This is a genomic window from Methylobacterium sp. Leaf104 (assembly GCF_001422885.1).
Lineage (GTDB): Bacteria > Pseudomonadota > Alphaproteobacteria > Rhizobiales > Beijerinckiaceae > Methylobacterium.
The window spans coordinates 52990-79500 of sequence record NZ_LMMZ01000041.1; the positions used below are offsets into that span (position 1 = coordinate 52990).

The window sequence follows — 26511 nt, forward strand, 5'->3', positions numbered from 1 at the left end:
GACATCATGATGGACGAACGGCAAGCCGTGGCGGCCTTCGCGGCCCTCGGCCAGGAGCATCGCCTGCGTATCGTGCGCCAGCTCGTCACCGCCGGCCCTGACGGCACGGCGGCCGGGACGCTCGCCGAGGCGGTCGGCGTGTCGGGCACTAACCTGTCGTTCCACCTGAAGGAGCTCTCGCATTCCGGGCTGGTCACGTCCCGGCGCGAGGGGCGCTCGATCATCTACAGCGCCGCCTACCCGGACCTGTCCGAGCTCATCCAGTTCCTGATGCGCGACTGCTGCCAGGGACGCCCTGAGGTCTGCGCCCCGGCTGTCGCTGCCCTTGCCGCCTGTTGCACGGAGACCACCTGATGGACGTCGTGATCTACCACAACCCGGATTGCGGCACGTCCCGCAATACCCTAGCCCTCATCCGCAACGCCGGCATCGAGCCGCACGTGGTCGAGTACCTGAAGACGCCCCCAAACCGGACCCTGGTGCGCCAGCTTGCCGAGCGGGCGGGCGTGAAGGTCCGTGATCTGCTCCGTGAGAAGGGAACGCCCTTCGGCGAGCTCGGCCTCTCGGACCCGAGCCTGACGGACGATCAGCTTCTGGATGCCATCGGCGAGCATCCGATCCTGCTGAACCGCCCCTTGGTCGTCACCCCACTGGGTGTTGCCCTATGCAGGCCCTCCGAGGCGGTCCTCGACCTCCTTCCCGCCCAACAGGGCGAGTTCGTCAAGGAGGATGGCGAGCGCGTCGTCGACGAGCACGGGCGCCGCGTCGCTACCGCCTGACCCCACCCACACCCCCAAGAACAAGAAACAGTCCCGATGCTCGCGCTCGCCATCTTCGTGGTCACCCTCGTCTTCGTCATCTGGCAGCCGCGGGATTTCGGCATCGGGTGGAGCGCCCTGATCGGGGCCGCCGTGGCACTGGGCACCGGGGTCATCCATCCCGGGGACATCCCGGTGGTCTGGCACATCGTCTGGGACGCCACCTTCACCTTCGTGGCCCTCATCATCATCTCGCTCCTGCTCGACGAGGCCGGCTTCTTCCACTGGGCGGCGCTCCACATCGCCCGGTGGGGCGGCGGCCGGGGGCACCTGCTGTTCCCGCTGGTGATCCTCCTCGGTGCCGCCATCGCGGCGGTGTTCGCCAACGACGGGGCGGCCCTGCTGCTCACCCCCATCGTGCTCGCCATCCTGCTGCGCCTCGACTTCAAGCCGGCGGCGGCCCTGGCCTTCATCGTCGCCTGCGGGTTCGTGGCGGATTCGACCAGCCTGCCGCTGGTGATCTCCAACCTCGTCAACATCGTCTCGGCGAACTTCTTCGACATCACCTTCAGCCGCTACGCCGCCGTGATGGTCCCGGTGAACCTCGTCTCGCTGGCCGCGACCCTGGTGGTGCTGTGGTTGTTCTACCGGAGCGACCTGCCAACCACGTACCCGGTGACCGAGCTCGAACCGCCGCGCCACGCGATCAAGGATCCGCTTGTCTTCAAGGCGGCCTTCCCGCTCCTCGCCCTGCTGCTGGTGGCCTACTTCATGACGGCCCCGTTCGGCGTGCCGGTCTCGGTGGTCACCTGCGCCGGCGCACTGGTCCTGCTGGCGCTGGCGAACCGAAGCCGCGTCATCCCGATCCGCAAGGTGCTCGCGGGTGCCCCCTGGCAGATCGTCCTGTTCAGCCTCGGCATGTACCTCGTAGTCTACGGCCTGAAGAACGCCGGCCTGACCGATTACCTGGCGCAAGGCCTCGTGCGGCTCTCGGGCTTCGGTCCGTTCGTCGCCACCCTCGGCACGGGGGTCGCCGCCGCGATCCTGTCGTCGGTGATGAACAACATGCCGAGCGTGCTCGTCGGCGCGCTCTCCATCCAGCAGGCCCCGGACCTGTCGCCCCTGATGCGCGAGCTGATGGTGTACGCCAACGTCATCGGTTGCGACCTCGGCCCGAAGTTCACGCCCATCGGCAGCCTGGCGACCCTGCTCTGGCTCCACGTCCTCGACACCAAGGGCCAGCGTATCACCTGGGGCCAGTACATGCGGGTGGGCCTGGTCATCACGCCACCGGTCCTCTTGGTCACCCTGGCGGCCTTGGCGGTCTGGCTACCCGTTCTCGGGGCCCGGTAGCGATCCGATGGCCCCGGCGCGCCGATGGCCCGTGATCTCGGCCCTGGGCGTGATCCAGATCCTGACCTGGGGCTCCTCGTTCTACCTCCTGTCGGTGCTGGCCGCGCCGATGTCGAAGGATACGGGATGGCCCCTCGGCTGGGTTATCGGAGGGCTGTCCCTTGGCCTCCTCGTCGCAGGCCTCGTCTCGCCGCGGGTGGGAGCCTTCATCGGGGAGCATGGCGGGCGGCCGGTGCTGGCCTTCGCCGCCATCGCGCTGGCGCTGGGCCTCATGGGCCTTGCCCTTGCCCCGAACCTCACGGCTTACCTCGCGGCCTGGCTCCTCGTCGGCCTCGGCATGGGCACCGGCCTGTACGACCCCGCCTTCGCCACGCTCGGGCGCCTCTACGGCGCCGAGGCAAGGCCCGCCATCACGACCCTGACCCTGTGGGGCGGCTTCGCCAGCACGGTGTGCTGGCCGCTCTCGGCCTTCCTGATCGAGCGGGTCGGCTGGCGCGGGACCTGCCTCGCCTATGCCGGGCTGCACCTCTCGGTCACGCTGCCGCTCGTCCTGCTCGCGATCCCCCGGCCCCCCGCGCATCCGGTCACGCGATCCGAAGGCGCGATCCCCGGCGTCCGGCTCGATGGCCGGGAGCGTCGTGCCTTCCTCCTCATGGCAGGGGTGCTGACCCTCGGCGGCACGGTGATGGCCATGGTCTCGGTGCACCTCATCACCCTGCTCCAGGCCCGTGGCGTGGCTCTCACCTCGGCCGTCGCCTATGGTGCCCTGATCGGACCGGCACAGGTGGGTGCGCGCATCGTCGAGATGGCCGGCAAGGGTCGGCACCATCCCCTCTGGACCCTGACCGCCGCCATGGTCCTGGTGGTCCTCGGGATCGCGATGCTGACGGCCGGCCTACCCTTGGTCGGGCTGGCGCTGGTCCTCTACGGGGCCGGCAACGGGATCTACTCGATTGCACGGGGTACGGTGCCCCTGGCCCTGTTCGGTCCCGAACGCTACGCCGCGCTCGTCGGCCGCCTCGCCCGCCCGGGGCTGGTGGCCCAAGCGCTTGCACCCTCCGTCGGAGCCTTGGTCCTGACCCACGCGGGCGCGGACGCGACCTATGCACTGCTCAGCGTGCTCGCCGTGGCGAACGTTGCGCTTGCCCTATCGCTCTGGCGTGTCCGGCCGCGAAGCTAGGAAAGCGGAGGCTGCCTGGGACGTCCGCCGTGATCCGGTCCAGATCCGGTCCTTGCCTCCGACCCGTCGTGAGCCTACTGACGCTTAAACGATTCCATAACGGTTTAAGTGTCGTGCAGGAAAAGCAAGCGCTCGACGGCTTCGCGGCCATCGCGCAGGAAACCCGCCTACGCATCATCCGCATGCTGGTGACCGCCGGGGCGAAGGGCATGGCCGCCGGTGCCATCACCGAGGCCATCGCAGGTGCCTCGGCGCCGCGCATCTCGTTCCACCTCAACCACCTGGAGAACGCCGGCCTCGTCGAGAGCCGCCGCGAAGGTCGCTCGATCATCTACAGCGCGATCTTCCCGGCCCTGTCCGACCTCGTCGCCTTCCTCATGCGCGATTGCTGCGAGGGTCACTGCGAGGTCTGCGACCGCGCCATCGACCTGTTCGCCAAATGCACCGGACGGCCCCAGCGGGTCGAGCAAGCCCCCAGGATCGCCTGCGAGGAAGCATGACCACCTTGCGCGACATCCTCGAAGGCCGCCAGATCCCGATCTACTTCGCCGCCATCGGCCTGGCCGTCGTCGTTGCGCTGTTGGTCCCCGGAACCACGGCCCTGGACGTCGGGATCAACCCGGCCCTGGCGTTGATGCTGTTCGTCACCTTCCTCCAGGTACCCCTGCCCGAGTTGGGGAAAGCCTTTACGCGGGTCCGTTTCCTGGCGGCGCTCCTCGCCACGAACTTCGTCGCGCTGCCGATCCTGGTGGCCTGCCTGATCCAGTTCCTGCCCGCCAATCCGATGCTGCGGCTGGGCGTGCTCATGGTCCTGCTCACGCCGTGCATCGACTACGTTGTCACCTTCGCCCACCTCGGCCGCGCGGACGCCAAGGTGCTGCTGGCCTCCACCCCGGCGCTGCTGATCGCGCAGATGCTGCTGCTGCCGGTCTACCTCAACGTCTTCCTCGGCGAGGACGCCGCCAGGTTCGTCCAGGTCGGTCCGTTCGTGCACGCCTTCGTCTGGCTCATCGCGGTTCCCCTCGGACTTGCTGCGGCCGTGCAGATCTGGGCCGCACGCAGCCGCACCGGCCAGCGGATCGCCGCCGGGCTCGGGCTTCTGCCGGTGCCGGCAACGGCCCTCGTCCTGTTCGTGGTGATCGCGTCCGTCCTGCCCCAGCTCGGGCCCGCCCTGGACGACGCCCCGCGGGTGGTCCCCGTCTACGTCGTCTTCGCCGTGGCGGCTCCGCTGCTGGGTTGGGCGGTCGGGCGCGCGTTCCGCCTGGATGCCCCCACCGTCCGCACGCTGGCCTTCAGCGCCGCCACGCGAAACTCCCTGGTGGTCCTGCCGCTGGCGTTTGCGGTTCCGGGTGCCGTGCCACTCCTGCCCGCCGTCATCGTCACGCAGACGCTGGTCGAGCTCCTCAGCGAACTCATCTACGTCCGCCTCATGCCAAGGTTCGGCGCCCCGGCATCCTCGCCGGTCGACGCCTAGGTCGACGGTCGTTCCACGGACGAGCGGCTGCGTGACCCCGCATCGCCACCCGCTTCCGGCCTCTTGGGACCAAGACAAGGACGACCGGCGGTCCCGTTCCACTGCTGGGTGTCGGATGGGCCGGCTTTCACATCGGTGCATCGAGCATATCGAGAACCGGGCAGGCCGGCGTCGGGGCGCCGCTGCACCGCTCCACGGTGTCGCTCAGGATGCGCTCAAGCCGCGCGAGACGGGCGAGCTTGGCGCGGACCTCGGCAAGGTGGGCGGCTGCGACGTCCCGGACCTCGCCACAGGACCGGTGCCCGGGCGCGGCCAACGCCAGCAGGGTCCGGATGTCCTCGATCCCGAAGCCCAATGCGCGAGCCTGACGGATGAACGCCAGGCGCCGGACATGGGCAGGATCGTAGGCCCTGTGACCGCCCTCCGTGCGAGCCGGCGGCGGCATGAGCCCGATGCGCTCGTAGTAGCGGACGGTCTCCAGGTTGATCCCGGCCGCCGCCGCGATCTGCCCTATGGAGAGACCTCGCGCACCCTTCGCCATTTTTCGCTTGATCCCGTAGTGGCTACGGGATGCAGGGTGGCACGATGATGATCGACACACCATCCATGGCGCCTCCCGCAAGACCCGCCTCACGTCCGCGGGACGGCCTGCCGATTCCCTCGGGAAGCTGGTTCGCCGGGCTGGGCACGGTCGCCGGGCTGGGTGCCCTGGCGGCCTCGTCCTGCTGCGCCCTCCCGGTGGCGCTTGCCGGTCTCGGCGCGACAGGGGCGGTTTTCGGAGGATTGGCCATGTTGGCTAGCATCCGGCCGATCCTGCTTGGCGGGGCCGCCCTGGCCCTCCTCATGGGTTGGGCGCTGTTCTTCCGTTACCGGGCGACGGCATGCGACATGGCCGAACCATGTGCTCGCATGGGGCCGTCATGGCGTACCCCTGGCCTTCTGGGACTTGGGACGGTGCTGGTCGGTTTGGCGCTCGCGTGGGAACCATACCTTGAGCCTGTCGTGCTCAAGGCGATGCGGTGAGGCGGACGATGCAGCTTCGGTCCACCCTGACCTGCCCGCACTGCGGTCATCGAGCGACGGAGACGATGCCGACCGACGCCTGCCAGTTCTTCTACGAGTGCACCGGCTGCGGCACGCTCCTGCGCCCGAAGGCGGGCGACTGCTGCGTCTTCTGCTCCTTCGGCGAGGTCCCCTGTCCGCCCATCCAGGAAGCCCGCGAGAACGGCGGGTCCGCATCCTGCTGCTCGGGGTCCTCCTGAGCTGCGGACCGGACAGGAGGCATACCCGCTTGGTCCCGGTCCGGGCATGGTGCCGTGCTGGACGATCCGTCCTCTCCCGGTCACGATCCGACGCTCGATGGAGCGCGTCCGGTAGCCTCGGGTGCATGGCTCCGGGTCCCCGGGCGCGGGGCGTCCGGTCGTCGCGCGACACCTACGTCTTCCGTCCCGTGCCCGTCATCGCGAAACTCGCGCTCGTCGTATCCCCTTGGCGCGTCCGGTAGTCCCGTCCCTTCCTTGCCGGTCTGTGATGTGGCATCGTCGGACGGTGACCTTCTGGCTCGCCCTTCGCAGGCTGCTCCCGCTCCTGGCGGTCCTCAGCCTCGCCCTTGCGCCGGTGACCGCATCCGCGGCTGCCGCAGGCATGCGCGCGCCGACGGGCGTTCACGGTCACGCCATGGCGATGTCCGACGAGGCCATGGACGGCATGGCCGGGATGGCCATGGACGAGATGCCGTGCTGCCCCAAGGAGCGGCCGGACATGCCCGACTGCTCGAAGGGCTGCCCCCTGATGGCGCTTTGCCTGGCTAAGGTCGCCACCGGACTTCCGGTCGCCCTCGGACTTCCGGGTCGCGTCGCCCGCTTCGAGGGACCCACCTGGGCCGTCATCGCGTCCTTCGACAGCCTCTCGCAAGGGCCGCCCACCGAGCCTCCCCGAGCCTGAACCCGATGCCGCCGGCGTGAGCGCCGGCATGACGCCGCGCGTCCACGCGCGGCCCGCCATCGCGTTCAGGAGACAACACCCGTGACCCAGAAGCCTTTTCCGCGCGCCGTCTCGGCGGCGCTGCTCGGTGCCGCCCTGTCGGCGACCGCGTTCCCGGCGCTTGCCGACATCAAGGACTACCGCTTCGAGCTCTTGCAGCAGGAGGCCAAGGTCGGCGAGGCTGTCCTGTCGGTGCGCCTTCTCGATAAGCGCAGCGGCAAGCCGGTTCCCGACGCCGTGATCTTCGCCAAGCGCATCGACATGGCGCCCGACAGCATGGACGAGATGACCTCGAAGATCGAGCAGCTCCCCACGACCGAGCCGGGCGTCTATCGCTTCAAGGCGAAGCTCACGATGGCCGGCGGCTGGCGCCTGTCGCTCGGGGCCAAGGTCCAGGGCGAGACCGGCACGGTCGAGGACAAGCTGGTCTTCAAGGCCGTCAAGTGAGCCGCGCGGCCTGGTTCGCCGGGACCCTCGCCGCACTCGCGGCGGGGGGCGCCGGCTATGTCGCGGGGCATGGGGAGAACCCCGTGCCGGCGCTCGCCGAGCGCGCCCGGACGGAGCTCGCCCGGTGGTCTCCGGCCCCCATGCCGGCCGCGCAGGCTACGGCCCCCACGAAGGCGGCCGGACCGGTGGTCTACTACCAGGACCCGGACGGGAAGCCGGTCTACTCGCTGTCGCCGATGGCGACCGCGGATGGCCGGGAGTTCCGCGCGGTCCACGCCAGCGAGGACGTGCGCTTCGACGCTTCGGACGACGGCGAGGCCATGCCTGCCGACATGGCCGGCCAGGGGATGGCCGGGCATGACTTGGCCGCCCAGGACATGGGGAAGGCCGGGGACGCGAAGCCCGCCGCGGGCGCCCGCCGCATCCGCTACTACCGCAACCCGATGGGGCTGCCGGACACCTCGGCCACGCCCAAGAAGGATTCGATGGGGATGGACTACATCCCCGTCTACGAGGGTGAGGACAGCGACGGCAACGTCGTCACCGTCTCGCCCGGCAAGGTGCAGCGCACCGGCGTGCGGACCGAGGTCATCGAGCGCCGGGTGGTGGCGCAGCCCGTCCGGGTGCCCGGCACGGTCGCCCTCGACGAGCGGCGGGTGACGGTCATCGCGACCCGGTCGGACGCCTACGTCGACCATGTCGAGAACGTCACCACCGGCGACCGCGTCCGCAAGGGCCAGGCGCTGGTCCACGTCTACTCGCCCGAGATCAACGCGGCGGCGGCCCAGCTCATCGCCAACCCGGGCTTCGACGGCGCGAGGCGGCGCCTGCGGAACCTGAACGTCTCCGAGGCGGTGATCGACGAGATGGAGCGGACCCGGAACGTGCCGATGGCCATCACCTGGTCGTCGCCCCGGGACGGCATCGTCCTGCAACGGACCGCCATCGAGGGCATGAAGGCCGCGGCCGGCGATACCCTGTTCCGCATCGGCGACATCGCGACGATGTGGGTGCTCGCCGACGTGCCCGAGCGCGACCTTTCCAACGTCCGCGTCGGGCAAGCCGCCACGATCCGCCTGCGCTCGGCCCCGGGGCGCATCTACTCCGGCAAGGTCGGGACGATCTATCCGCAGGTGAACCCGGAGACCCGGGCCACGCGGGTGCGCATCGAGCTCCCGAACCCCGACGGCACCTTGCTGCCCGACATGTATGCCGACGTCGAGGTCGCGACCGGCGACACCAAGCCCGTGGTCGCGGTGCCGGACGACGCCGTCATCGACACCGGCGAGCGGCAGGTGGTGCTCCTCGACCGCGGGGAAGGCCGTTTCGAGCCGAAGGAGGTCAAGGTCGGCGTGCGCGGCACCGGCTACACCGAGATCCGCGACGGCATCTCGGCCGGCGACCGCGTCGTGACCTCCGCGAACTTCCTCATCGACGCCGAGAGCAACCTGAAGGCGGCCCTCCAGGGCATGGCGCCGCCCAAGGACGACCGGCTGGCCGCCGACGCGGGAGGCACGCCATGATCGCGCGCCTCATTGGCTGGTCGGCACGTAACCTCGTCCTGGTGCTGGTTGGGACCGTGTTCGCCGTCGCGGTCGGGGTGATGTCGCTGCGCACCCTGCCGCTCGACGCCATCCCCGACCTCTCGGACGTGCAGGCCATCGTCTACACGGAGTACCCGGGCCAGGCGCCACAGGTCGTGGAGGATCAGGTCACCTACCCGCTGACCACCGCCATGTTGACGGTGCCGAAGGCGAAGGTGGTGCGCGGCTTCTCGTTCTTCGGCGTGTCGTTCGTCTACGTCATCTTCGAGGACGGCACCGACCCGTACTGGGGCCGCTCGCGGGTGCTCGAATACCTCAACGCCGCGGCGAGCCGCCTGCCGGCCGGGGTAACCCCGACACTCGGCCCCGACGCCACGGGCGTGGGTTGGGTCTACCAGTACGTCGTCGTCGCAAAGGAACGGACGCTCGCCGAGCTTCGCTCCCTGCAGGACTGGGTGGTCCGGTTCGGGGCCTCGCGGGCAGAGGGCGTCGCCGAGGTCGCCGGCGTCGGCGGCTTCGTCAAGCAGTACAACGTCGTGGTCGACCCGAACCGGCTTCGTGCCCAGGGCATCTCCCTCAACAAGCTCCGGGACGCAATCCGGTCGAGCAACGCCGACGTCGGCGGCCGCACGGTCGAGCTCTCCGAGTTCGAGTTCATGGTCCGCGGTCGCGGCTACCTGAGGGGCGTCGCCGACATCGAGAACATCGTCCTCAAGACTTCCGGCGGCACGCCGCTGCGGGTCCGGGACGTCGCCCGGGTCGAGCTCGGACCGGACGAGCGTCGGGGCATCACCGAGATGAACGGCGAGGGCGAGGTCGCCGGCGGCATCGTCCTGCAGCGCTTCGGCGCGAACGCGCTGAACGTCATCGAGGGCGTGAAGGCGAAGCTTGCGGAGGTGGCGAAAAGCCTGCCCGCGGGCACCGAGATCCTGCCGGTCTACGACCGCTCCCAGCTCATCGACGCGGCCATCGACACCCTGCGGCACACGCTGGTCGAGGAGAGCGTCGTCGTCTCGCTCGTGTGCGTCGTGTTCCTGCTGCATGTGAGGAGCGCGCTCGTCGCCATCCTGATGCTGCCGGTCGGGATCCTGATGGCGTTCGTCGGCATGCGAGCCCTGGGTCTCGGCGCCAACATCATGAGCCTGGGCGGCATCGCCATCGCGGTCGGCGCCATGATCGACGCCGCCATCGTGATGATCGAGAACGCCCACAAGCACCTGGAACGGGCGCCGCCAGGCAAGCCGCGGACGGAGATCCTGGTGGAGGCGGCGTCCGAGGTCGGCCCATCCCTGTTCTTCTCGCTCCTCATCATCACGGTCAGCTTCCTGCCGATCTTCACACTGGAGAGCCAGGAAGGCCGGCTGTTCGGGCCGCTGGCCTTCACCAAGACCTTCGCCATGGCGGCAGCCGCGATCCTGTCGGTGACCTTGGTCCCCGCGCTGATGGTGCTGTTCGTGCGGGGCCGGATCATCCCGGAGCACAGGAACCCGCTGAACCGGCTCCTGATCTGGCTCTACCGGCCGCTCATCGCGGGCGTCCTGCGGGCGCGGGTGCTGACTGTCCTGCTCGCCCTCGGGGTGCTGGCGGCGACCGTGTGGCCGGCCCGTCAGCTCGGCTCGGAGTTCATGCCCGACCTCAACGAGGGCACGCTGATGTACATGCCGACGACCCTGCCGGGCCTGTCGGTGACCAAGGCCGGCGAGCTCCTCGCGACCCAGGACCGCATCATAAAATCCTTCCCGGAGGTAGCCTCGGTCTACGGCAAGGCGGGCCGCGCCAACACCGCGACCGACCCGGCGCCGATGGAGATGTTCGAGACGGTCATCGCGCTGAAGCCGCCGTCCGAGTGGCGCCCCGGCGTGACGCTGGCGAGCCTCAAGGCCGAGATGGACAAGGCCCTGCAGTTCCCGGGCGTGTCGAATGCATGGACGCAGCCGATCCGCGCCCGCATCGACATGCTCTCGACCGGCATTCGCACGCCCGTCGGCATCAAGGTGCTGGGCACCGACCTTAAGGAGATGGAAGGGGTCGCTCGCCAGGTCGAGGCGGTGGTGCGCAACGTGCCGGGCACGTCGAGCGCCTACGCCGAGCGGGTCATCGGCGGCTACTTCCTCGACATCACGCCGGACCGGGAGGCGCTCGGGCGCTACGGGCTGATGGTCGGGGACGTGCAGGACGTCATCGCGACGGCGCTTGGCGGCCAGAGCGTGACGAACACCGTCGAGGGACGCGAACGCTACACCGTCAACGTCCGCTACCCCCGGGCCTTCCGGTCCGATCCGCGGGCCATCGCCGACGAGGTGCAGGTGCCACTCCCGGCTGGGGGCACGGTGCCGTTGCGCGAGGTCGCCAAGGTCGAACTCACCCGGGGCCCGACCTCGATCCGCACGGAGAACGGACAGCTTGCGGTCTACATCTTCGTCGACATCAATGGGCGCGACCTCGGCGGCTACGTGGCCGAGGCGCGCAAGGCCGTGGTGGACGAGGTCAAGCTCCCACAGGGCACGACCCTGCAGTGGAGCGGGCAGTACGAATACCTGGAGCGGGCCGAGGCGCGCCTGAAGGTCGTGGTGCCGCTGACGCTGCTCGTCGTGTTCCTGCTGCTGTTCATCAACTTCCGGCGCCTGACCGAGACGCTCATCGTCATGCTGTCGCTGCCGTTCGCCCTGGTCGGCGGCATCTGGCTGATGTGGTGGATGGGCTTCAACATGTCGGTGGCCGTGGCGGTGGGCTTCATCGCGCTCGCCGGCGTCGCCGCCGAGACAGGGGTGATCATGCTGGTCTACCTCGACCACGCGCTCGACGAGGTCCGGGCCGCCTGCGCACGCGAGGGGCGGCCCCTGAACCGCGAGGACCTGCGGCGGGCGATCATGGTCGGTGCGGTCGAGCGGGTTCGCCCGAAGATGATGACCGTGACCGCCATCATGGCCGGCCTGATCCCGATCCTGTGGAGCACGGGCGCCGGCTCCGAAGTGATGCAGCGCATCGCCGTGCCGATGATCGGCGGGATGGTGTCCTCGACCGTGCTGACGCTGGTCGTCATCCCGGCGGTCTACGCCCTCGTGAAGGGATGGGGTCTGTCCGCGGCCGCCGAGACGCCGGCGAGCGTCGCCCCGGCCGAACGACCCGCTTACCGCGAGGCGGCGGAGTAGGCGCTTGCGGACGGATTGAGTATCCCGGGCATGAGAGAAGGAATTTATTAGAACGAACTATAGCCGTCTGAGTTGACAGAATGAGCAAGGCAATACTGGAGGGGTACTGTCATCCAGTGCTGACGCTCGTTTCTTTTTGTCTAACATCAAGGAGCTTCACATGAGCAATATGTCGAGCGAGATGCAGTCCTGCATCGACGAATGTCTTCGCTGCTACCAGACCTGCCTCGGCATGGCCTCGAACCGCTGCCTGCCGGCCGGCGGCAAGCACGTCGAGCCCGAGCACTTCCGCCTGATGCTGGCCTGCGCCGAGATGTGCCGGACGTCGGCGCACTTCATGCTGATCGGGACGAGGCATCACAAGCACACCTGCGCCGAGTGCGCCGACGTCTGCGAGGATTGTGCCCGAAGCTGCGAGCAGGTCGGCGACATGCAGCATTGCGTCGAGCAGTGCCGCCGCTGCGCCGAGAGCTGCCGGAAGATGGCTGCCTGACCGAAGCGCCGCCGGGGCCGGTTCGGACTCAGCGACCGGCCACGGCCTTCCGGCGCGGTGCGGGGGGCGGCATCGCCCCCGGGGAGGCGCCCGGATGGCAGGGCGGGACGTTCGCCCCGGTCTCCAGGCTGGCGATGATCGGGCAGTCCGGCCGGCCGTCGCCATCGCAGGCGTCGGCCAGGGACCGGAGGGCGTTCGCCATCTCGTTGAGTTGGCGGGCCCGCTGTTCGAGCTCCTTCACGTGGGCCCTCGCGATGGCCTTCACCTCGGCGTTGCTGCGGGCAGGGTCGCTCCAGAGCCCGAGCAGCACCCGGATGCGGTCCAGCGAGAAGCCCAGGTCCCGGGCGTGCCGGATGAAGCCGAGCCGGTGCAGGTCGGCGGTGCCATAATCGCGATAGCCGCTGTCGCGCCGGTCCGCCGGGGGCACGAGCCCGATGCTCTCGTAGTGCCGGATCATCTTGGCCGAGACCCCGGAGGCCCGGCTCGCCTCGCCAATGTTCATCGTGAGAGTCCCTCCGTTGACCTTCCTATGATGGGAAGGTGCAGGAAGGTCCGCAAGCCCAATCGGCCGCTGCCCGCACCCTGCTTCCACTTCGAGGCCCGGACGGCATCGCGCCCCGACAACCCACGGAGTTTCCGATGCAAGCCACCGCGTCCCGCAAGGCCGTCCTGTACCGCATGATGATGCCGCAGCACACGTGCCCCTACGGCCTCAAGGCGAAGGACCTCCTCGAACGCCAGGGCTTCCAGGTGGAGGACCATTGGCTGACCACCCGCGAGGAGACCGACCGCTTCAAGGCCGAGCATGCGGTCAAGTCGACGCCCCAGACCTTCATCAACGGCGAGCGCGTCGGGGGTTTCGACGACCTCAGGCGGCATTTCGGCCAGGCCGCCAACGACCCGAACGCGACGACCTACACGCCGGTGGTGGCGGTGTTCTCGATGACCGCGCTGATGGCGCTCGCGGCGAGCTACGCCGTGTACGGCACGCCCCTGACGGTCCGGGCGGGCGAGTGGTACATCGCCTTCAGCATGTGCGTCCTCGCCCTCCTCAAGCTGCAGGACGTCGAGACCTTCTCGTCGATGTTCCTCGGCTACGACCTGCTGGCCAAGCGCTGGGTGCGCTACGCCTACGCCTACCCGTTCCTGGAGGGCATCGCCGGCGTCCTGATGGTGGCCGGCGCCCTTAACTGGCTGTCGATCCCCGTGGCCCTGTTCATCGGCACCATCGGCGCGGTCTCGGTGTTCAAGGCGGTCTACGTCGACAAGCGCGAGATCAAGTGCGCCTGCGTCGGCGGATCGAGCAAGGTGCCGCTCGGCTTCGTCTCGTTGACCGAGAATGTGATGATGGTCGCCATGGCCGTCTGGATGCTGGCGATGGGGCATTGAGCGGCATGGCCACGACGTTCCCCGCCTGGCTCCACGCGCTCTCGATCCTGGCCCTGCTGCTCGGGGCCGCCTGCTCGTTGCTGCTGTCGGTGCAGGTCATTCGGCATCCGCAGCACATGACCGTGATGAACGTGGTCTGGCCGGTCAGCGCCTTGTTCGGCACGGTGGTCGTGGTCTGGGCCTACTTTCGCTATGGCCGCCTCGCGACCATGGAGGCGCATCACCGCGCGATGGAGCGGGACGAGAAGCCGCCGAACATGACGCAAACGCCGTTCCCGGTGATGGTGGGCAAGGGCGCGCTCCACTGCGGGAGCGGCTGCATGCTGGGCGACGTCGCCGCCGAGTGGCTCGCCTTCCTGGCGCCGGTGGTGGCGGTCTGGTTCGGCTGGCAGTCGCTGTTCGAGGAGAAGATGTACGCGGTCTGGGCGCTGGACTTCGTCTTCGCCTTCGGGCTTGGGATCGTGTTCCAGTATTACGCCATCGTGCCGATGCGCGGGCTCTCCCCGGGCCGGGGCATCGTCGCCGCGCTCAAGGCCGACACCTTGTCGCTGATCGCCTGGCAGGTCGGCATGTACGGCTTCATGGCGCTCGCGCAGTTCGCCGTGTTCCCGCACCTTGCCGGTCAACGGGCGCCGGTGAACTCAGTTGAGTTCTGGTTCGCCATGCAGGTCGCCGTGGTCGCGGGATTCATGACCAGCTACCCGGTGAACTGGTGGCTCGTCGGCTCCAGCATCAAGGAGCGGATGTAAGCTCGCTTCCGCCAGGCCGCGCGACCTGCCTGCCTTGAGGTCCGTCGTTTTAATAGAGAAGGAATAAGGGGCCCCGAAGGGCCCCTGGACGATCACATGCGGTGGTGGCGATGACCATGACCGTGGCGCATCATGTGGCCGCGGTGGTGATGGTGGCGCATCATGTGGCCGTGCCCGTGACGATGGCCCATCATGCGGCCATGGCCGCGGTGGCCGTGCATCCCGTCCATGCGGACGTCGACGATGCTGGTCTGGGCCTCGACGGCGCCGACCATGCCCGGGGCTGCCGACGCGGGGGCGGCGATGCCGATGGCGCCGAGCGCGGCCAGGGCAGCGACGGCGAAAAGGGACTTCCTCATGGGGGCTTCCTCGTGGGTTGTTGGTGGCTCGGTCTCGCCCGAGCCGATCATGGGACCGGCACGGACGGTACGGGAGCGACGAGGAACGGCTCCGCTTCTGAGACGGTTCCGTGGGTGCGCAGTCTCCCGGTCGCCTTGGATAAGGAAAGCTTTTCCGGAAACTCGGCGTCGTGGTTTCCGGCCTCCGGTCACAACGATGGCACCGGCGCGTAGCCAGCACGAAACCGTCGTCTCAGGCCCGAAGCAGGCGAAGGGCGTTGGCCGTCACCAGGACGGTCGCCCCGGTATCCGCCAGAATGGCCGGCCATAGCCCGGTGATGCCGGCGAGTGTCGTCACCAGGAACACGCCCTTCAGCCCGAGGGAGATGGCCACGTTCTGATGGATGTTGCCGAGCGTCGCCCGGGAGAGCGCCACGAGCGCCGCCACGTCCGTCACCCGGTCGTTGAGGATGGCCGCATCGGCTGTCTCCAGCGCCGCATCGGTGCCGCCGCCCATCGCGATCCCGACGCTGGCGGAGGCGAGCGCGGGGGCATCGTTGATGCCGTCGCCGACCATCGCGACCGGCCCGACCTCCTTCAACGCGCCGATCTCGGCGAGCTTGTCGGCCGGCAGCAGGTCGGCCCGGACCGATAGTCCCAGGCCCTTGGCGATGGCCTCGCCGGTGCGCCGGTTGTCGCCGGTCAGCATCACGCATTCGACCCCGAGCCGGCGCAGGGCCGCGACGCCGGCGGCCGCATCCTGTCTGGGCTCGTCCCGGACCGCCACGACGCCGAGCGCCTCTCCGTCCCGAACCACGACGACGGCGGTCTTGCCCGCTTCCTCAAGGGCCCGCACCGTTGCTTCCGCTTCCGGCGAGAGGCTGGCCAGTGTCGCGGCGTGGCGCGGGGATGCCACCGCGACCGTGCGTCCCGCAACCGTGGCCTGGACGGCCTTGCCGGGAACCGCACGGGCATCGCGTACGGGGCGCAGGGGGATGGCGTCGGCCTCCGTACGTTCGAGGATCGCACGAGCGATGGGGTGGCTCGATCCGGCCTCCACCGTCGCCGCGAGCCCGAGCAGGGTGCGATCCGTCATGTCCGGGGCAAATCGGAGGACGTCGGTGACCCTTGGACGCCCTGCCGTGAGCGTCCCCGTCTTGTCGAACGCGACGGTACGCACCCGTCCGATGGTCTCCAGGGCGGCGCCGCCCTTCACCAGCAGTCCCCGCCGCGCTCCGGCGGCAAGACCCGAGGCGATGGCGGCCGGGGTCGAGAGCACGAGGGCGCAGGGGCAGGCGATGAGGAGCAACGCCAGTCCGCGATAGATCCAGGTGCCCCAGTCGGCGCCGAGCAGCAGCGGCGGGCCAAGCGTCGCCAGCGCGGCGACCGCGAAGGCGACCGGGGTGTAGACGGCGCTGAAGCGGTCGATGAACCGGGCGGTCGGCGACTTCGACGCCTGCGCCTCCTCCACCATGTGCAGGATGCGGGCGACGGTGTTGTCCGACGGCATCCGGGCGACCCTGACCTGCAGGGCCCCGTCCGCATTGACGCTGCCGGCATAGACGGCGTCCCCGACCTCCTTTGGCCGGGGCACCGATTCCCCCGTGATCGGGGACTCGTCGAGGCTCGACGTGCCGTCCGTGACCTCGCCGTCCGCAGGGACGCGGTCACCCGGGCGCACCAGCACGGTTTGGCCGATCACCAGGGAGGCGGCCGCCACCTCACGCACGGCGCCGTCCCCCTCGACCAGGCGCGCCGTCTTCGGCACCAGGCCCACGAGGGCCTTGATGCCGGCCCGGGACCGGCCGGCCGCAAAGCCTTCGAGCATCTCGCCAACGGTGAAGAGGAGGACCACCACCGCCGCTTCCTCGGCGGCATGGATGGCGAGCGCCCCGATGGTGGCGACCGACATCAGCATCTCGATGGAGAAGGGCGAGCCGTTGCGGGCGGCGGCGATGGCGCGGCGTCCGTAGAAGGCGAGACCCAGGAGCGCGCCGGGCCAGTAGGCGTATTCCCCGGCCAGCCCGGGCCGAACCGTCTGCAGGAGAAATCCGCTTGCGAACAGGACGGCGATGCCCAGCGCCAAAAGCCCCTTGCGGCTGCGCCAGGCGGGGGTCTCCGCCTCCTCCTCGACGATGGCCGGGGCCGCGATACCCGTCGTCTGCGAGCGGGCGAGGTCGGCCGCGATCGGCAGGGACCCGACGCCATAGCCGAGCCCCGTGATCCGGTTCTCCAGGTCCGCCCTGGGCGTCGAGCCCTCGTCGAGCACGAGGTCGAGGACCTGGGCCGTGTAGTTCACGCGCACGTCGCGGACGCCGGGCAGGCGGGTTACCGCCGTTTCGATCTTGGTCGCGCAGCTCGGGCAATCCATGCCCTTCACGCGGTAGCGCAGCGCGGCGCCCGCGGGGACCGCTCCCGATGTTCCTAGCCCTGACATGGCAAGCTCCGTCGACCCGGGCCTCGCGCCGAAGGGTCTGAGGCCCTACATGCACCCTGTAGGAACTACAGGGTCAAGGCCATGGCGCACGCACCCCCCATGACCATCGGCGACCTGGCCGCGGCGACGAACACCCGCGTCGAGACGGTCCGGTGGTACGAGAAGGTGAAGCTCCTGCCGGCGCCGGAAAGGTCGGCGGGCAACTACCGTCTCTACGGTCCGGAGCACCTGCGCCGCCTGAGCTTCATCCGGCGGGGACGGGACCTCGGCTTCACGGTCGACCAGATCCGGGAGCTTCTCGCCATGGCCGACGACCGCGACCGGTCCTGCGCCGAGGTCGACACCATCGCCCGCGCCCACCTGGCGCAGGTCGAGCGCAAGCTGGCCGACCTGACCCGGTTGGCGCATGAGCTGCGTGACGTCATCGGTCAGTGCGGCTGCGGGTCCGTCGCCGACTGCCGCATCATTGAGGCTTTGTCTCCCCACGGGGATCCGTCCTGAGGATGGATCGGCCTCGTCGGCATCAGGTGGAAGTGCGTCCTCCCGCCGATGTTGCAGAGGCAGTACAGAAGGTAGACGCAGGCCGGGATGGCGATGAGGGCCAGGGCGAACGCCCGGCCGGCCGCGCGACGGACGTGGGGCCTGACGCGGCGTCGGCGACGTGAGCCGCCGCCGCCCCAGTCAGCGATGGTTCGGGCGACCTTCTTGCTCATGCCGACCCTCCTACTCGGCGGCGCGGAGATGCGGTTGGACCGGCATGGGCCGATCCTTCCTCTCGGGGGCGACCGCACCGGCGAACCTGGCATAGAGGGCCGGCAGGACGACGAGGGTCAGAAGGGTCGCCGAGATGAGGCCGCCGATGACTACCGTCGCCAGGGGGCGCTGGATCTCTGCCCCGGTCTCGGTCGCCAGCGCCATCGGTACGAACCCGAGAGATGCCACCAGCGCGGTCATCGCCACTGGACGGAGCCGGGTCATGGCGCCCTCCATGATGGCCTCGCGCCTTGGCCGTCCCTCGGCGATGAGCTGCTTGATGTAGGTCAGCATCACCAAGCCGTTGAGCACCGCCACCCCGGACAGGGCGATGAAGCCGACGGCCGCGGGCACCGAGAACGGCATGCCCCGCAGCCATAGGGCGGCGATGCCCCCGGTCAGCGCCAAAGGAACCGCGCTGAACACCAGGAGCGCGTCCCGGGCCGAGTTCAGGGCCGAGAACAGCAGCAGGAAGATCAGGAAGAAGCACACCGGGACGACCACCATCAGGCGCTGGCGGGCGGAAGCCAGGTTCTCGAATTGCCCGCCCCAGGTGACGTAGTAGCCGGCCGGAAGTGAGACCCCCGTGGCCACCTTGTCTTGCGCCTCGGCCACGAGCGAGCCGATGTCGCGGCCCCGGACGTTGGCGGTGACCACGACCCGGCGCCGGCCGTTCTCGCGCGAGATCTGGTTCGGGCCCTCCGTCACCGAGAAGCTCGCGACCTGCTTCAGGAGCACGGACGCGGCGCGCCCGTTCGGTCCGGGAGGCAACGGCACCGGGATGTTCTCCAGGGCCTCGCGGTCCTCGCGCACCTTGTCGTTGAGGCGCACGACGATGGGGAAGCGCCGGTCGCCCTCGAAGACGACGCCCGCCTCGCGGCCCCCGATGGCCGCCCCGATGACGTCCTGGATCGCGGACGTGCTCAGGCCCAGGCGGGCCGCCTCGGCCTTGTTGATCCCGATCTCCAGGAACGGCAGCCCAGCCGTCTGCTCGACCTTCACGTCGTCCGCGCCCTCGACCCCGCGCAGGATGCCGGCGATCTGGTTCGCGGCCGCGGTCATCGCGCCCAGATCATCGCCGAAGACCTTTACGGCGAGGTCGCCGCGGGTGCCGGCCAACAGCTCGTTGAAGCGAAGCTGGATGGGCTGGGAGAACTCGTAGACGTTGCCCGCGAGCGCCCCGAGGGCCTTCTCGATGCTCTCCTGCAACTCGGCCTTGGACAGGTCCGGGTCCGGCCATTCGGCTTGCGGCTTCAGGATGACGAAGGTGTCCGACGAGCTCGGCGGCATCGGGTCCGAGGCGACCTCGGCGGTGCCGGTCTTCGAGAAGACGTAGGCGACCTGGGGGAACCGGCCGATGGCCTGCTCGACCTTCAATTGCATCGCCTGCGATTGCGACAGGGACGTCGACGGGATGCGCTGGGCGTTCAACGCGATGCTCTTCTCGTCGAGCTGCGGGATGAACTCCTGCCCCAGACCCCTGAACAGGACGCCGGCTCCGACGAGCAGCACCAGGGCGACCGCGACGAAAAGCATGGGCACGCGCAGGGCGGCCCCGAGGACCGGGCGGTAGGCGGCCTTGATCGCCCGGACGAAGAAGTTGTCGGTCTCGGTGACCTTGCCGGTGATGACGATGGAGATCATCGCCGGGACGAAGGTGAGCGACAGGACGAAGGCCGCGACCAGGGCGATGATGACGGTAAGCGCCATCGGCTCGAACATCTTGCCCTCGACCCCGGTGAAGGTGAGGAGCGGCACGTAGACGAGGATGATGATGGCCTGCCCGTAGAGGGAGGGCTTGATCATCTCCTCGGCCGAGGCCCGCACGGTGGCGAGGCGCTCCTCCAAGTCGAGCTTTCGCCCGAGTTCCCCTTGGCGTTCGGCGAGGTGGCGAAGGGCGTTCTCGGTGATGATGACTGCCCCGTCGACGATAAGGCCGAAATCGAGGGCCCCGAGGCTCATCAGGTTGGCGCTGATGCGCCCCTGGACCATGCCCGTCATGGTCATCAGCATCGCCACCGGGATGACTAGGGCCGTGACGATGGCCGCGCGGATGTTGCCGAGCAGCAGGAACAGGATGACCACGACGAGGGCGGCGCCCTCGGCCAGGTTCTTGGCGACCGTTCGGATGGTGGCCTCGACCAGGACCGTGCGATTGAGGACCGTCTGGACCTCGACGCCGGGCGGGAGCGTGCGCCGGATGCCGGTCATGCGCGCGTCGACCGCGGCGGCGACGGTGCGGCTGTTCTCGCCGATGAGCATCAGGGCGGTGCCGATGACGACCTCCTGCCCGTCCTCGCTGCCCGACCCGGTGCGCAGATCGCGCCCGATCCGCACCTCGGCGACGTCGGAGATGCGGACCGGCACGCCGCCGCGTGTGGTCACGACGACCGACCCGATGTCCTCCATGCTCTCCAAGCGGCCGGCGGCGCGCACGACGTAGCCCTCGCCGTTGTCCTCCAGGTAGCGCGCGCCCTGGTTGGCGTTGTTGGCCTCCAGCGCCCTGCCGATGTCGGCGAAGGACAGGTCGAGGGCCGTCAGCCTCATCGGGTCGGGCTGGACGTGGTACTGCTTCTCGAAGCCGCCGATGCCGTCGACGCCGGCCACACCTGGGACGGTCCTCACCTGTGGGCGAATGATCCAGTCCTGGACCGTGCGCAGGTAGGCCGTGCGTTCGAGCTCCGTCGAGAGCCTGTGGCTCTCGGGTGTGAGGTAGCTGCCGTCCGGCTGCCAACCGGGTTTACCGGGCTTCGAGACCTTGCGCTCGGCAGGTTTCGCGTAGTGCACCGACCACATGTAGATCTCGCCCAGGCCCGTCGAGATCGGCCCCATGCGCGGCTCGACCCCGGACGGCATCGCCGCCTCGGCCTCCTGAAGGCGCTCGGCGACCTGCTGGCGGGCGAAATAGATGTTCGTCGCCTCGGAGAAGACGGCGGTGACCTGGGAGAACCCGTTCCGGGATAGCGAGCGGGTGTATTCCAGGCCCTTGATGCCTGCGAGCGCGGTCTCGACCTGGTACGTGATGATGCGCTCGATGTCGTTCGGCGAGAGCGAGGGCGCCGTGGTGTTGATCTGCACCTGGTTGTTGGTGATGTCCGGCACCGCGTCGATGGGAAGCTTCGTCAGTGAGAACACGCCGAACCCGGCCGCGAGCAGCGACAGGAGCACCACGAGCCAACGCTGGCGGACGGAGAAGTCGAGGATCTTCGAGATCATGGCGGCCGCCCTCAGTGGTCGTGGTCGGCTTCGGCCTTGCCGAGCTCGGCCTTCAGGACGAAGGAGTTGGCCACCGCGACCTCGTCGCCGGGCTCCAGGCCGGCGACGACCTCGTAGGCATCGTCGTCCGCCTTGCCGAGGGTCACCTCCCGCTTCGAGAAGCCCTCCTCGGTCCGCACGAACACCACCTTCTCGCCACCGATGGTCTGGATGGCGGACTTCGGCAGCCGCACAACGACCTTGTCCTGGGCGATCTCGATCTCGGTCGTGACGAAGGTGCCCGGGCGCCAGGACATGTCCTTGTTCGGCAGGGCGACGATGACCCGGGCCGAGCGCGTCTCCGGGTTGAGGATCGGGCTGACGAAGACGACCTTGCCCTCGGGGCGGGGAGCGTCCTCGCTCCCGACGATAGTCACCCTGGCGCCCTCGCGGACCTTGGACAGCTCGGTGGTGGGGACGGGGAGCTCGATCCAGAGGGAGGAGAGGTCGGCCACGGTATAGACGTCGGCCGGGTCCCCCTCGCTGCCGACCTTCGTTCCGACGTCGACCTTGCGCTCCACGATCCGCCCTGCGAGGGGGGACCTGAGCTCGAAGCGGCGAAGCGACGACAAGTTCGGAGTGGTTTCGTCCTTCTTGGCCGCGGCGGCGACCTCGGTCGCGTTCAGCCCGAGGGCCGATAGCTTCTGGCGGGAGAGATCGACCCGCAGGCCCGCCTCGGAGTAGGCGGCCTTCGCGTTGAGGAAGGCCGATTCCGCCGAGATCCTCTTGTCCCAGAGGGCCTGCTGCCGGTCGAAGTTGGTCTTTTCCAGATCCGCCTTGACCGTCGCGGTGAGGAAGTCGCTCTTGGCATCCGCGACCTCGCGGCTGTCCAGGACGGCGACGATCTCGCCCTTGGCGACGTCTTCGCCGAGACGCTTGCGCATCTCCGCCACTGTCCCGGCGACCCGCGCAGGCACCCGGGCGATCCGGTCGGCGTCCTGGGTGATGGTGCCGGGCACCAGGAGATGGCGCGAGAGGATGCCGCCCTCGACATGCGCCAGCTTGATGTCCTGCTCGGCGGCCTGCTCGGCCGTCATCTTGATCTTGCCCTCGCTTGCCTCGTCGTGGCCGTGCGCCTCGCCCTCGGCGTGTTTGTGGTCGCCGTCGACCTTGGTGGCCTGCGCCCCGGTCACGGCCGCGTTGGTCGCCGGAGTCTTGGCCGCGGTGGAGGACAGGCCGGCGGCGGCCAGCGCGCCCCGCACGGTCTCGGACACGCGGGGGACGGCACCGCCGATGGCGACGCCTATGGCCAGGAGGGCCACGGATATGATTGCACGCATGGAAGGGAGGCCGTTCGCATAGGACCGCGGTCACCGCCTGGGGCTGGGTCGACGGTCCGGATCAAGTCAAGCTCGCTCAAGGAGCCGGCATCCGCTGGGATGTCCGGTCTGCATCCGCCACAGCCGTGGCGGTGCCGCCTCAGGCGCGAGGGGGCCTTGGAAGGCGACCGGCGGAGATCGAGGCTACGGTGACGTCGGCCGTGGCATAGGACGGGCGTCCGGCGGTGGCGATCGGAATCCCGGGTGACGCCTCGATGCAAATGGCCAGATGGCAGCCGCAGGTCGCATGGCAGGCCGGGCACCCGTCGGGCTGGTCCGGCGCACCCTTATGCGAGGACGTGGCGAACGCGGGCGCGTGATCAGGAAGGCGATGGGCGTCGGCGGAGGAAATCGCACAGGGCGCCATGAGCGCCAGGAGGAGGACGAACGACAGCAGGCGGACGGCGGTCGCCCACCAGCCGCGCGACGCCTCGTAGGCCCTGATCGGGAATCCCGCGCTCATGACTGCCTTATGGACGATCCGGAGGCGCTCGTACATGCCGGACGGGCGTCCCAGGACGCCTATCCGAATGCCGACATGCTCGGGGGTGCGTCCGCGGAGACGTCGCCCCCCTCTGCGACTTGGGTCGCCGTAGCGTCGCGATTCCCGCCCGCCCGAGCAGGTCGGCGAGGAGCGGGACCGGGCATCGGACATGCTGCGCACCTAGTTTTGGAACCGGTCCTGGCGATCGTCCGACAAGCCAAAGATGGAGCTGGGTTAGGCACGGGCGGCCCCTTCCACGAAGGGACGGAACCGCGCACCGGCCCATGCGTAAAACGCTCCAGGCCACGCTTACCGAGGATCAACCAAGGGAGCCGGGCCGCCAGCCTCAGCAGAATGCCGCGGTTGAAGTTCGGGTAGCATGGTGCTACCTCTTGGAGGCTGGATGGCGCCGCACAATCCCCTGGCAAAGGTCCGCGCGCTCGCCGCCGACGAGGAGGCCTGTTCGTTCTTTTCTCCCGTCCTCGAAGAGCTCAGGACCCGTAAGCTCGACACTGACGACCTGCGGGCGATCATCCAGACGGAATTGGGCGAGGCGCACTTCAGCAAGTCCGAGCCGACGCGAAGACACCACCCGACCACCGTGTCGGACTACTACTCGATCTGGGTCGACGACTGCGCCGACTGGATGTTCCTGAAGCTGCTGGTCACCGGCGCTGACGTCCTGGTCGTCACCTCATTCAAGAAGGATATCGATCGATGACGATGGAGGCCTGCCAAGCCTGCGAGGCGATCGCGGTCTGCGAGCGCGTCGAGCCCTTCGTGGTCGAACGGTCGGGGAAGAGCCTCGCCATCCAGGACCGTCGCATGGTCTGCGCCGAATGCGGGAACGTCAGCTATCAGGGCTCTCAGATCTCTGAGCACGAGCTCGCCGTCGCCAACGCCGTGCGAGAGATGGACGGGCTCCTGTCCGCCGCCGAGCTCAACGCCATCCGCCTCAAGTACAAGCTCCGCCAGGCCGACATGGAACAGATCCTCTCCACCGGCCCGAAGACCTGGACCCGCTGGGAGCGCGGCAAGGTTCCTCAGAGCAAGGTCGCCGACCGCTACATCCGCGCCCTAGCCCGGGACCCCTACCTCGCCCGCCGCGAGATGCTTGCGGCCGGGGTCGTAAACCCGGAGGCCGAGGGCGTCTTCGCCCAGATCGAGCTTGACGATCGCAAGCGCGCCCACGCCGTCATGCGCGACGCCCTCGGGCGGCGCACCGAGATCGACCACGAGCGCTTCGCCGCCCTCGCTGCCGACGCGGCCTTCGACGCCTTCCACGGTAACCACGCGAACCCGGAAGCCGTCGCCGCATGAGCGAGAAGCCTCCCATGGGCGTGCTCCACCACCTTCCGCCGAGGAAACCCCTCGCGGATATGGAGGATTTCCGGCGCGACGTGGGAGAGACCATCGCGGCACAGTTCCGGGAGCAGAACGAGATCCTCCGCGCCGAGCGCGGTGAGCATCTAGCGCGTGTCCGGGAACAGGATGAGCGCCTCCAGCGGCAAGGCGAGCTCATTGAGCGGCTCACCCGCGGCGTCGAGCTCCTCGTCACCGAGATGCACGGCGTCCGGACCGGCAAGGCGGAGGAGGCCTTCGCCCGCGTCGGCGGCGAGGGCGCCGCCCCGGACCTGCCCACCGTCTCCGCGGAGTCCGCAGTGGTCTACATCTGTACCGCGGGCAGTATCGGCCGGAAGCTCGACTTCCGCGCCAGCGAGATCGGTACCCTGCTCGGCGCCAAGGGCCTGCGCTGGGCGGGCAACGGCGCCTACCAGGAACTCGGACGCGAGGTCGGCCCGAACCATACCAAGTTCTGGCACCGCGACGTCCCCGCCCGGCTCCGGCGCGTCCTGGACGAGAACAACCCAGCCCGCCACGGCATCACCGATCGCAGTGTCCTCGCGATCTTCCGCAAGTGGAGCGCCCGCCGGACCGGCGGCCCAGACCTCCTCGACAGCATCGAGGCGCTCAAGGCCTGAGCCCGGGCATCAGTTTCGGTGTGCCGCGGCGATTTGCTGTAACCTTGGTAACGGGGTTTTGATGAAAGCGCATCTAAGAAGCTATAAGCGTTGTCACGCGATCTATATCATCGGATTGTATTGTACTTGTATATATCAATCACGAACTAATTATCACGCATTCTCTACGTGAACCTCTCAACGAGAGATAATAATGGCATGATAGGTATCGGAGGCACGGAATTCTACAAAATATTTCACGAGGAAATAGAAAAACCTCGAATATTTGCTGATATAAATCAGCTTGCGCCGTCCGACATCGAACTCAGAATTCGCGCAATCTTCACTGCGCATAATTTTGATTTGGATGCTGTCGGCTTCGTACAAGCCTGTATGTATCAGCGAGAACAGAAGCTACCTTTCATAAAAATTGGACCCAAGCGACTTACTGAAGATGTTGACCTACTCGTTAAGGCCGTCGCATTCGGAATAGTTGACTGTCAAGAAATATCAACTGATCTCAGATTTAGTCTGTCAAGACCAGAGTCAAATCTATATGTAAACGGATTTCCTGCATGTTGCTTGAGAGATATAAATCGGATGCACGATGATGATCAAGATATGGATCACTTAGAATTCACGCGATTACATGGGGCTGCCGTGCTTGATCAAATCCAGCCTGTCATTCGTGATTTAAAAACATATTGGGGGAAAGAACCTCTCAATAAAAGCGTTCTGAAAAAGAGTTTGTTCTTACCAATAAAAGATCAAACAATTTCAGATATTCTCGAAACTGTCCCCGGTGAAATCATGCGAAGTTCACTCAGAGGACAAATTGAAAGGGCAGCATATGTAAGACATGAAAGATTGAGACTGCTTAGGAGCCCCCGATTACCTTCGATAGACGATGAAAAGGCGATTTTTGATATTTGAAAAATTGCCTTTTACACTGATCAGTGCAAACTACAAACGGCCGGAAGTGAACAGAAGCCGGGGCTGGCTCAATAGCCGGGAAGTCAGCCGACGACGCTGGTTCCCATCGCGTCGGGAGCCTTCAGGTCACACGACTGCATCCCGTGGGGCGATCACGTTAATTGCGCGGCCTCGAAGGGCGGCACGACGACGCTGATGTGCACCCTCGCCCAGGAATTCGCCCCGCGCGGGGTGCGCGTGAACGCCATCGACCCGGCGCCGTGAGGACCGGCATTAACGCGGGCGAGATGCAGGGTAAAAATCTCCGCAGTGCGGTGTCGCAGATCCCGTATGGTCGCATCGGACGGGTCGAGGACATCGCCGCGGCCATCGCGCTCCTGGCCTGCGACCTGTCCGACTACATCGTCGGCGACACCCTTCTCGTCGATGGTGGGATGACCACTCCTGGCACGATGCCTATCGGCGGTAGGCCGGGGCCCGCACCTCCAAATCCGATTGATAGGTGAAAA

The 26511-nt window shown here is 68.1% G+C and carries 28 protein-coding genes; 21 read left to right on the forward strand and 7 right to left on the reverse strand.

The annotated features are described in order from the left end of the window. Positions 1 to 6 precede the first annotated feature (6 nt). The 6 genes from ASF49_RS22085 (at position 7) to ASF49_RS22110 (ending at position 4765) form a co-directional block, all read left to right on the forward strand. The gene (locus ASF49_RS22085) at positions 7 to 354 is read left to right on the forward strand and encodes an ArsR/SmtB family transcription factor (RefSeq protein ID WP_055959026.1); all 348 of its coding nucleotides are present in this window, start codon (positions 7 to 9) and stop codon (positions 352 to 354) included. Next, positions 354 to 779 carry an arsenate reductase (glutaredoxin) gene (gene arsC, locus ASF49_RS22090; protein WP_055959023.1) on the forward strand — a complete coding sequence of 142 codons (426 nt, stop codon included), beginning with the start codon at positions 354 to 356 and terminating at the stop codon, positions 777 to 779. Before ASF49_RS22085 ends, arsC begins: the two co-directional genes overlap by 1 nt. Positions 780 to 815: 36 nt before the next feature. Continuing rightward, a complete protein-coding gene (locus ASF49_RS22095) occupies positions 816 to 2111 on the forward strand; it encodes an arsenic transporter (RefSeq protein WP_055959020.1) in 1296 nt (431 codons plus the stop codon). 7 nt (positions 2112 to 2118) lie between these two features. Continuing rightward, positions 2119 to 3291, forward strand: coding sequence for an MFS transporter (locus tag ASF49_RS22100; protein ID WP_055959019.1), 1173 nt, complete (start codon positions 2119 to 2121; stop codon positions 3289 to 3291). A 113-nt stretch (positions 3292 to 3404) separates the two neighbouring features. After that, entirely contained in the window at positions 3405 to 3791 is a 387-nt protein-coding gene (locus ASF49_RS22105; protein ID WP_055959016.1) for an ArsR/SmtB family transcription factor, read from the forward strand. After that, positions 3788 to 4765, forward strand: coding sequence for an arsenic resistance protein (locus tag ASF49_RS22110; protein ID WP_055959013.1), 978 nt, complete (start codon positions 3788 to 3790; stop codon positions 4763 to 4765). Before ASF49_RS22105 ends, ASF49_RS22110 begins: the two co-directional genes overlap by 4 nt. A gap of 127 nt (positions 4766 to 4892) precedes the next feature. On the opposite strand, the gene ASF49_RS22115 is transcribed toward ASF49_RS22110, so the two are convergent. Next, complete coding sequence (locus tag ASF49_RS22115) at positions 4893 to 5306, reverse strand: MerR family transcriptional regulator (protein ID WP_055959010.1); 414 nt, start codon at positions 5304 to 5306, stop codon at positions 4893 to 4895. Positions 5307 to 5350: 44 nt separating this feature from the next. Here ASF49_RS22115 and ASF49_RS24015 point away from each other — a divergent pair, with 44 nt between their 5' ends. The 7 genes from ASF49_RS24015 to ASF49_RS22150 all read left to right on the forward strand — a co-directional run bounded on the left by ASF49_RS24015 (position 5351) and on the right by ASF49_RS22150 (position 12384). Further along, complete coding sequence (locus tag ASF49_RS24015; RefSeq protein WP_162238978.1) at positions 5351 to 5788, forward strand: mercury transporter MerT; 438 nt, start codon at positions 5351 to 5353, stop codon at positions 5786 to 5788. 8 nt (positions 5789 to 5796) lie between these two features. Continuing rightward, on the forward strand, positions 5797 to 6027 hold the full coding sequence (locus tag ASF49_RS22125) for a GDCCVxC domain-containing (seleno)protein (RefSeq protein WP_055959007.1): 231 nt from the start codon (positions 5797 to 5799) through the stop codon (positions 6025 to 6027). A gap of 286 nt (positions 6028 to 6313) precedes the next feature. Next, positions 6314 to 6709: a hypothetical protein gene (locus ASF49_RS22130; RefSeq protein WP_055959004.1), complete on the forward strand. Its 396-nt coding sequence runs from the start codon at positions 6314 to 6316 to the stop codon at positions 6707 to 6709. Between the two features lie 81 nt (positions 6710 to 6790). Beyond that, the gene (locus tag ASF49_RS22135; RefSeq protein ID WP_055959001.1) at positions 6791 to 7195 is read left to right on the forward strand and encodes a FixH family protein; all 405 of its coding nucleotides are present in this window, start codon (positions 6791 to 6793) and stop codon (positions 7193 to 7195) included. Further along, the gene (locus ASF49_RS22140) at positions 7192 to 8718 is read left to right on the forward strand and encodes an efflux RND transporter periplasmic adaptor subunit (RefSeq protein WP_055958997.1); all 1527 of its coding nucleotides are present in this window, start codon (positions 7192 to 7194) and stop codon (positions 8716 to 8718) included. Before ASF49_RS22135 ends, ASF49_RS22140 begins: the two co-directional genes overlap by 4 nt. Continuing rightward, the gene (locus tag ASF49_RS22145) at positions 8715 to 11891 is read left to right on the forward strand and encodes an efflux RND transporter permease subunit (RefSeq protein ID WP_055958995.1); all 3177 of its coding nucleotides are present in this window, start codon (positions 8715 to 8717) and stop codon (positions 11889 to 11891) included. The genes ASF49_RS22140 and ASF49_RS22145 overlap by 4 nt, the downstream gene beginning before the upstream one ends. 160 nt (positions 11892 to 12051) lie before the next feature. Then, positions 12052 to 12384, forward strand: a complete 333-nt coding sequence (locus ASF49_RS22150; protein WP_055958992.1) for a four-helix bundle copper-binding protein — start codon at positions 12052 to 12054, stop codon at positions 12382 to 12384. Positions 12385 to 12412: 28 nt separating this feature from the next. Here ASF49_RS22150 and cueR read toward each other — a convergent pair whose 3' ends face one another. Next, a complete protein-coding gene (gene cueR / locus ASF49_RS22155; protein WP_055958989.1) occupies positions 12413 to 12886 on the reverse strand; it encodes a Cu(I)-responsive transcriptional regulator in 474 nt (157 codons plus the stop codon). 137 nt (positions 12887 to 13023) lie between these two features. On the opposite strand from cueR, the gene ASF49_RS22160 reads away from it, so the two are divergent. After that, a complete protein-coding gene (locus tag ASF49_RS22160; protein WP_055958985.1) occupies positions 13024 to 13773 on the forward strand; it encodes a MauE/DoxX family redox-associated membrane protein in 750 nt (249 codons plus the stop codon). A gap of 5 nt (positions 13774 to 13778) precedes the next feature. Next, positions 13779 to 14522, forward strand: a complete 744-nt coding sequence (locus ASF49_RS22165; RefSeq protein WP_055958982.1) for a DUF4396 domain-containing protein — start codon at positions 13779 to 13781, stop codon at positions 14520 to 14522. A gap of 92 nt (positions 14523 to 14614) precedes the next feature. On the opposite strand, the gene ASF49_RS22170 is transcribed toward ASF49_RS22165, so the two are convergent. Both ASF49_RS22170 and ASF49_RS22175 read right to left on the reverse strand, forming a co-directional pair. Further along, positions 14615 to 14881 carry a hypothetical protein gene (locus tag ASF49_RS22170; RefSeq protein WP_055958979.1) on the reverse strand — a complete coding sequence of 89 codons (267 nt, stop codon included), beginning with the start codon at positions 14879 to 14881 and terminating at the stop codon, positions 14615 to 14617. A gap of 232 nt (positions 14882 to 15113) precedes the next feature. Next, a complete protein-coding gene (locus ASF49_RS22175; protein ID WP_055958976.1) occupies positions 15114 to 17297 on the reverse strand; it encodes a heavy metal translocating P-type ATPase in 2184 nt (727 codons plus the stop codon). 99 nt (positions 17298 to 17396) lie between these two features. Between ASF49_RS22175 and ASF49_RS22180 the strand changes: the two genes are divergently transcribed. Further along, complete coding sequence (locus tag ASF49_RS22180) at positions 17397 to 17798, forward strand: MerR family transcriptional regulator (RefSeq protein WP_055958972.1); 402 nt, start codon at positions 17397 to 17399, stop codon at positions 17796 to 17798. 222 nt (positions 17799 to 18020) lie between these two features. Here ASF49_RS22180 and ASF49_RS22185 read toward each other — a convergent pair whose 3' ends face one another. From ASF49_RS22185 to ASF49_RS22195, 3 genes are all read right to left on the reverse strand, one after another. Beyond that, positions 18021 to 21266 carry an efflux RND transporter permease subunit gene (locus ASF49_RS22185; protein ID WP_055958969.1) on the reverse strand — a complete coding sequence of 1082 codons (3246 nt, stop codon included), beginning with the start codon at positions 21264 to 21266 and terminating at the stop codon, positions 18021 to 18023. A gap of 11 nt (positions 21267 to 21277) precedes the next feature. Further along, the gene (locus ASF49_RS22190) at positions 21278 to 22585 is read right to left on the reverse strand and encodes an efflux RND transporter periplasmic adaptor subunit (RefSeq protein ID WP_055958966.1); all 1308 of its coding nucleotides are present in this window, start codon (positions 22583 to 22585) and stop codon (positions 21278 to 21280) included. Between the two features lie 139 nt (positions 22586 to 22724). Further along, positions 22725 to 23123 carry a hypothetical protein gene (locus ASF49_RS22195; protein WP_243214755.1) on the reverse strand — a complete coding sequence of 133 codons (399 nt, stop codon included), beginning with the start codon at positions 23121 to 23123 and terminating at the stop codon, positions 22725 to 22727. Between the two features lie 388 nt (positions 23124 to 23511). Here ASF49_RS22195 and ASF49_RS22200 point away from each other — a divergent pair, with 388 nt between their 5' ends. The 5 genes from ASF49_RS22200 (at position 23512) to ASF49_RS22215 (ending at position 26508) form a co-directional block, all read left to right on the forward strand. Beyond that, positions 23512 to 23829, forward strand: a complete 318-nt coding sequence (locus ASF49_RS22200; protein ID WP_055958963.1) for a type II toxin-antitoxin system MqsR family toxin — start codon at positions 23512 to 23514, stop codon at positions 23827 to 23829. Beyond that, positions 23826 to 24428, forward strand: coding sequence for a type II TA system antitoxin MqsA family protein (locus ASF49_RS22205; RefSeq protein ID WP_082473294.1), 603 nt, complete (start codon positions 23826 to 23828; stop codon positions 24426 to 24428). The genes ASF49_RS22200 and ASF49_RS22205 overlap by 4 nt, the downstream gene beginning before the upstream one ends. After that, positions 24425 to 25090, forward strand: a complete 666-nt coding sequence (locus ASF49_RS22210; protein WP_056149076.1) for a hypothetical protein — start codon at positions 24425 to 24427, stop codon at positions 25088 to 25090. Before ASF49_RS22205 ends, ASF49_RS22210 begins: the two co-directional genes overlap by 4 nt. Before the next feature lie 168 nt (positions 25091 to 25258). Beyond that, the gene (locus tag ASF49_RS24020; protein ID WP_146180524.1) at positions 25259 to 26002 is read left to right on the forward strand and encodes a hypothetical protein; all 744 of its coding nucleotides are present in this window, start codon (positions 25259 to 25261) and stop codon (positions 26000 to 26002) included. 260 nt (positions 26003 to 26262) lie between these two features. Beyond that, positions 26263 to 26508, forward strand: coding sequence for an SDR family oxidoreductase (locus ASF49_RS22215; RefSeq protein ID WP_055958954.1), 246 nt, complete (start codon positions 26263 to 26265; stop codon positions 26506 to 26508). Positions 26509 to 26511: the final 3 nt, after the last annotated feature.